This is a genomic window from Candidatus Erwinia dacicola (assembly GCF_001756855.1).
Classification (GTDB): domain Bacteria; phylum Pseudomonadota; class Gammaproteobacteria; order Enterobacterales; family Enterobacteriaceae; genus Erwinia; species Erwinia dacicola.
This window is the reverse complement of the sequence record NZ_MAYS01000186.1, coordinates 1-5,647: the sequence shown is the minus strand read 5'-3', so window position 1 is coordinate 5,647 and position 5,647 is coordinate 1. Positions and strand designations below refer to the sequence as shown.

The 5,647-nt window shown below is 54.3% G+C and carries 5 protein-coding genes and 2 pseudogenes; 2 read left to right on the top strand and 5 right to left on the bottom strand.

The genetic code is table 11. The annotated features are described in order from the left end of the window. Positions 1-230 (top strand): annotated as a pseudogene (locus BBW68_RS05855) (IS91 family transposase); the annotation flags it as partial. 354 nt (positions 231-584) lie between these two features. Here BBW68_RS05855 and BBW68_RS05850 read toward each other — a convergent pair. Genes BBW68_RS05850 through proB form a run of 3 tightly spaced genes read right to left on the bottom strand, consistent with a single transcriptional unit; the run spans position 585 to position 3,236 of the window. Beyond that, positions 585-821: a LysE family translocator gene (locus tag BBW68_RS05850; RefSeq protein WP_338061296.1), complete on the bottom strand. Its 237-nt coding sequence runs from the start codon at positions 819-821 to the stop codon at positions 585-587. 48 nt (positions 822-869) lie between these two features. Continuing rightward, on the bottom strand, positions 870-2,123 hold the full coding sequence (gene proA, locus BBW68_RS05845) for a glutamate-5-semialdehyde dehydrogenase (protein ID WP_070134402.1): 1,254 nt from the start codon (positions 2,121-2,123) through the stop codon (positions 870-872). 9 nt (positions 2,124-2,132) lie between these two features. Next, complete coding sequence (gene proB, locus BBW68_RS05840; RefSeq protein WP_070134401.1) at positions 2,133-3,236, bottom strand: glutamate 5-kinase; 1,104 nt, start codon at positions 3,234-3,236, stop codon at positions 2,133-2,135. Between the two features lie 245 nt (positions 3,237-3,481). Here proB and BBW68_RS05835 point away from each other — a divergent pair, with 245 nt between their 5' ends. Beyond that, positions 3,482-4,612: a porin gene (locus tag BBW68_RS05835; protein WP_070134400.1), complete on the top strand. Its 1,131-nt coding sequence runs from the start codon at positions 3,482-3,484 to the stop codon at positions 4,610-4,612. Between the two features lie 106 nt (positions 4,613-4,718). Here the strand turns inward: BBW68_RS05835 and crl are convergent, their stop codons facing one another. Together crl and BBW68_RS15995 are read right to left on the bottom strand one after the other, a co-directional pair. After that, positions 4,719-5,120 (bottom strand): sigma factor-binding protein Crl, encoded by a 402-nt coding sequence (gene crl / locus BBW68_RS05830; protein WP_070134399.1) that lies wholly within the window; start codon positions 5,118-5,120, stop codon positions 4,719-4,721. A gap of 59 nt (positions 5,121-5,179) precedes the next feature. Further along, positions 5,180-5,629, bottom strand: a pseudogene (locus BBW68_RS15995) (alpha/beta hydrolase). Between the last annotated feature and the right edge of the window lie 18 nt (positions 5,630-5,647).

Below are 5,647 nucleotides of genomic sequence, written 5' to 3'. Positions count from 1 at the left end.
CGCGGCATTTTAAGATGGTGCGCTACTTCGGCTTTCTGGCCAACCGCAAACGGGGATCGGTGCTGCCGAAGGTCTACGAAGCGCTGGAGATGATGCTGCGGAAAAAGCCGGAGAAGCCGGGGTTTGCGGTGCTAATGAAGGGCTTCCTGGGTACCGACCCGTACCAGTGCATCCTGTGCAAGGGCCGACTGCGTTTTGCCGGCGCTCAGGCAGGAACGCAGGCGATGGCATGACTGTCGGAAAGGTTGCGTGGAATGGAGAAAAAGCGATGGTTGCGGATGCCTGAGCCGGATTAGTGTGCCTGAAAAATGGCTTTCCGGTTAAAAACACGACAAAAACTGCATTTTCATACTTAAACCTACGCACGAGCGCCGCATCAAAGGGATAGTTCGTTCTGACATTCATGGTTGGGCGCTCTCAGAAGAGGCGATTCAATCTCCTAACCATGAACAGGAGGGACAACTTATGGAAATGGAAGCCACTGGAGCACCTCAAAAGCACCATCATACACTAAATCAGTAAGTTGGTAGCATTACCCGAAAAAGCTTATGCTTTTGCAGCATAGTTGCTTTCTTAACCGAATGCTATTGATTAGCGAGGAAGGCCGTAATAGTTCCCGCAGCAAAAATGATCATCCCGTTGACCAACATACTGGTCAGGATCTGCGTGATGCCGAGCGTCAGCGATTGTGCCAGCACGTGGCTCTGCTCTGGGTGAATAAATTGCAGCAGCAGCGTCAGATAGATTACCGCGGTTTTCGGGTTAAGCAGGCTGGTGAGCAGCCCCATGCTGAACAGCTTGCGCGGGCTTTCCAGCGGCAAAGGGAATAATCTGAGCGAGCATGACCATTTAAACCGTCTTATTGTCTGTTAACCGCGAATCGTATCGTCGCCGTAAGCCACCCACTTGTAGGTGGTCAGCGCTTCTAGCCCCATCGGGCCGCGGGCGTGCAGCTTCTGGGTGCTGACCGCCACTTCCGCGCCTAGGCCAAACTGCCCACCGTCGGTGAAGCGCGTGCTGGCGTTGACATATACCGCCGAGGAATCCACCTCGTTAACAAAGCGGTCAGCATGCTGAATGGTGCGCGTCAGAATAGCGTCAGAATGCTGAGTGCCGTACTCACGAATGTGGGCAATGCCCTCGGCGAGGTCATCCACCAGCTTGACATTAAGATCCAGCGCCAGCCACTCATCGCGATACTGCTGTTCAGTGACGGCGCTGACCGCAGCCGGGCCGCGGCAGAGCAGCGGCAGAGAGCGTGCATCGGCATGCAGGGTGATACCTTCTGCGGCCATGCGCGCGCTCAGCGCAGGCAGGAAGCTGTCGGCGATTTGTGCATCAATCAGCAGCGTTTCCACCGAGTTACAGGCGCTCGGACGCTGTTTCTTGGCGTTAACGATCACCTTCAGCGCAGCTTCCAGCTCAATACTCTTGTCCAGATAGATATGGCAAACGCCGATCCCGCCGGTGATCACCGGGATGGTCGATTGTTCGCGACATAGCTTGTGCAGCCGTGCCCCGCCGCGTGGGATCAGCATATCGACATAGCGATCCAGTTTCAGCAGCTGATTCACCAGCTCACGATCCGGGCTTTCAATCGCTTGGATCGCACCCGCTGGCAGTCCCTGCTGCTGCAGGGCATCTTGGATCACCCGCACGGTAGCTGCGTTGGTGCGGTAGGTCTCTTTACCGCCGCGCAGGATCGCCGCATTACCGGTTTTCAGGCACAGCGTGGCGACGTCCACGGTCACATTCGGGCGCGCTTCGTAGATCACGCCAACCGAGCCAAGCGGCACGCGGCGGCGCTCAATCCGCAGCCCGCTGTCGAGCTTACCGCCGTCGATCACCACCCCAACAGGATCGGCTAGGCGGCAAACCTGACGCACGTCATCAGCAATACCCTTCAGCCGTGTCGGGTTCAGCATCAGGCGGTCAAGCAGTGCTTCATTCATGCCGTTGGCGCGCGCATCCGCTAGGTCAAGTTCGTTGGCAGCGAGGATCGGCGCACTCTGCGCTTCTAGGCGATTGGCGATGGTCATCAGGACCTGATTTTTCTCTGCGGTGGAGAGCACCGACAGCTGGTACGAGGCGGCCTTAGCGGCTTTACCAATTTGTTCAAGCATGCGCATTCCTTAAGAAACAATCATATCGTCGCGGTGCACGGCAACCGGACCATATTCATAACCTAAAATTTCGCCGATCTGCTGGGAGTGATGCCCGGCAATCATGCGCATGGCATCGCTGTTATAGCGCGATACGCCGTGGGCAACATCGCGCCCCTGCAGGCTGCGAATACGGATCACTTCGCCACGCAAGAAGTTACCGCTGATTTCACGGATGCTTTTCGGCAGCAGCGAGCTGCCATGTTCGAAGATCGCTGACAGCGCTCCGTCATCGACCACCAGCTCACCGGCTGGAGGCGCACCGAAGATCCAGCGCTTGCGGTTCTCCAGCGGCGTTTCAAAGGCGTGGAAGCGCGTACCGACCGGGTAGGAGGCGATGACATCGCCAATCACGCCGGGGCGGCTACCGGCGGCAATAATGGTGTCGATGCCCGCCCTGCAGGCGACATCAGCGGCCTGCAGTTTGGTCGCCATGCCACCGTTGCCGAGGCCGGACACGCTATCCCCGGCCAGTGCACGCAGCGCATCATCAATGCCGTAGACGTTGCTGATCAGTTCTGCTTGCGGGTTATTGCGCGGATCGGCGGTAAATAGCCCCGGCTGATCGGTCAGCAGCAACAGCTTGTCGGCTCCGACCAAAATCGCCGCCAGCGCCGACAGATTGTCGTTATCACCCACTTTGATTTCAGTGGTGGCAACGGCGTCATTTTCATTAATGACTGGCACGATATGGTTGTCGAGCAGCGCACGTATGGTGTCGCGGGCGTTGAGAAACCGCTCGCGATCTTCAAGGTCTGCGCGGGTCAGCAGCATCTGGCCGATGTGGATACCGTAAATTGAGAACAACTGCTCCCACAGCTGGATCAGGCGGCTCTGCCCCACCGCAGCCAGCAGCTGCTTAGAGGCGATGGTCGGGGGCAGTTCGGGGTAGCCAAGATGCTCACGCCCGGCCGCCATCGCGCCCGAGGTAACAATGACAATCCGGTGGCCCGCCGCGTGCTGCTGCGCGCACTGACGCACTAGCTCAACGATGTGTGCCCGATTCAGTCGACGCGATCCGCCGGTCAGTACGCTGGTCCCCAATTTGACTACTAGGGTCTGACTGCTGCTCATTAATTTCCTGCCATTCATAAAAAAGAGTACAGAGAAACGTTTTAGCAGGTGTGGTTGCTGAAGCCAACAGCCATCAAGGGAAAACGGCGAAAAAGCCCTGACCACTCGCTAGACCAAAAGTTCGCAATTAACAAGAAATGTTGAAAACTGTAATAAATCTTTAATGGAGAAAGGGTAAAAAGTCCGTGCTTTCAGCAGAGCCTTCGGGCCACTTACAAATTTTACTCTTTCGGGATTGATTGAAAATGATGAAGAAAAGCTCACTGGCAATCTTAACCGCAGCTCTGGCTCTGTCCACCGCTGCACAAGCCGCAGAAGTCTATAACAAGGACGGCAATAAGCTGGATTTCTACGGAAAAGTTAAAGCAATGCGTTACATGAGCGATGCGGATACTAACGCCAGCAACAATGCTGACAAGTCTTACACCCGTATTGGCTTCAAAGGTCAGACCCAGATTAACGACCAGCTGACTGGCTACGGCCAGTGGGAATATAACTTCAGCTTGAGCAACTCCGAAGGGAGTGCTAACGCACAGTCTGGCAACAAAACCCGTCTGGGCTTTGCCGGTCTGAAACTGAAGGATTACGGCTCAATCAACTATGGTCGTAACTACGGCGTGATCAACGACGTTGAAGCCTTTACCGATATGATGCCAGAGTTCGGCTCAACGGCTTATACCCGCGCTGACACCTACATGCTGACCCGTGGAAACGGCATGTTGACCTACCGTAACAATCACTTCTTCGGTCTGGTTGATGGCCTAAAGTTTGCCTTACAGTACCAAGGCAAAAACGACGCATCCTCTACCCGTAATGCCAATGTCTCTAACGGCGACGGCTATGGTGCATCACTGTCATACAAAATTATTGAAAGCCTGACCATCAACGGGGCAGTCTCTTCTTCTAACCGTCTGATCCAGAAGCAGAAAGAGTCAACTTACGGTGCAGGTGAGAAAGCGGAAGCCTGGGGAACCGGTGTAAAATATGACAACAATGGTGTTTATCTAGCCGGTACTTACGCTGAAACGCGTAACATGAACCCAATCAACAGCGGTGCCACCTTCACGCAGAATGGAACCACCACTGCAGTTTCTGGCTACGTGAACAAACTGCAGAACATTCATCTGGTTGCACAGTATCAGTTTGATTTCGGCCTGCGCCCGTCACTGGCCTACGTGCAGACCAAAGGCAAAGATATGGAGAACGGGATTGGCGATGCTGACCTGTACAAATTTGTTGATATCGGTACCACCTACTACTTCAACAAAAACATGTCGACCTTCGTAGATTACAAAGTCAACCTGCTGAACGACAACAACAAACTCGGCCTGAACACCGACGATATCGTTGCTGTCGGCGTGGTGTATCAGTTCTAACGCTGTCAACACTGTGACAACGCTCACTGCCGCAGTGAGCCTTACCCCTCGTTATGTGTCTATAAAAAGGCTGGAGTTATCCAGCCTTTTCTTTTTATTTCAGATTTTACGCGGTGAGTTTTACCGGTTCATCGGCGAAATCTGCCGCCGGAACCAGCCCTAACTTCAGCTCTGCCAGCTGGGCTTTCAAACGTTCGTGGAAATTACGCAACGTCTCTTCCAGCCGCGCATTATTATCCTTACCTTTCACTGTCGATGGCTTCCAGTTGCCTTCTTTATTGAACAGGCCAAAGTGATACTCATAGGTGAAATGGTCAGACTGAGCTTCCAGCTCCATCCACCAGCCCCAGAACTCACGAAGATCGGGTGCGGGTTTCACATTGACGCAAACTGCCAGACAGTCAAAGAAAAAACGGTCACCCTCGCATTTTCCTTCTCTAATATAAGGACCTAAAGAGTGAAAGCGCTTAATCAGCTTACTCCTCAGGTGTCCACTCGGTAACGTCATCGCTTAACCTCCTTCCGTTGGGCCTATAGTTGTAGCGCAAAACCATGAATTATGGCAACTCATGCGCGTAAACGCTCCGAAAGCCAGTCACATATATCGCGAACTGCTTTATCGAAGTTGCCCATCGCCGAGGTTGGATTAATTTCTAACAGCCGCCCAGCGCTAGAAGAGCTGACGATTAAGCACGACTCTTCTCCCGGGCTAAAAGGATTGGGCAGCCAGTAACCGGACAGCATTGGCACCGGGCAGCAAGCCCAGCAGCCCCTAAATTTTTAGCGAGAAGCGGCTCGGCTCAGTGCGCTGTCCGAGGTGCTAGACATCCCAAGGCGGCTGGCAAGTATATCCATATACATCTCCGGCACGCGGTCCTGCAGGTTAGTATCGCTCAGCAGGCTATGCATCACTGGCCCCATGCAGGCCACTGCGCGCAGGTACTGGCTTTCCAGATACGCCAGACGCACCGCGACGTTGGCGCCGAAGCGAAAGCCAAACCGCCCATTCCCAGTCAAAACGCAACAAAACGGAGG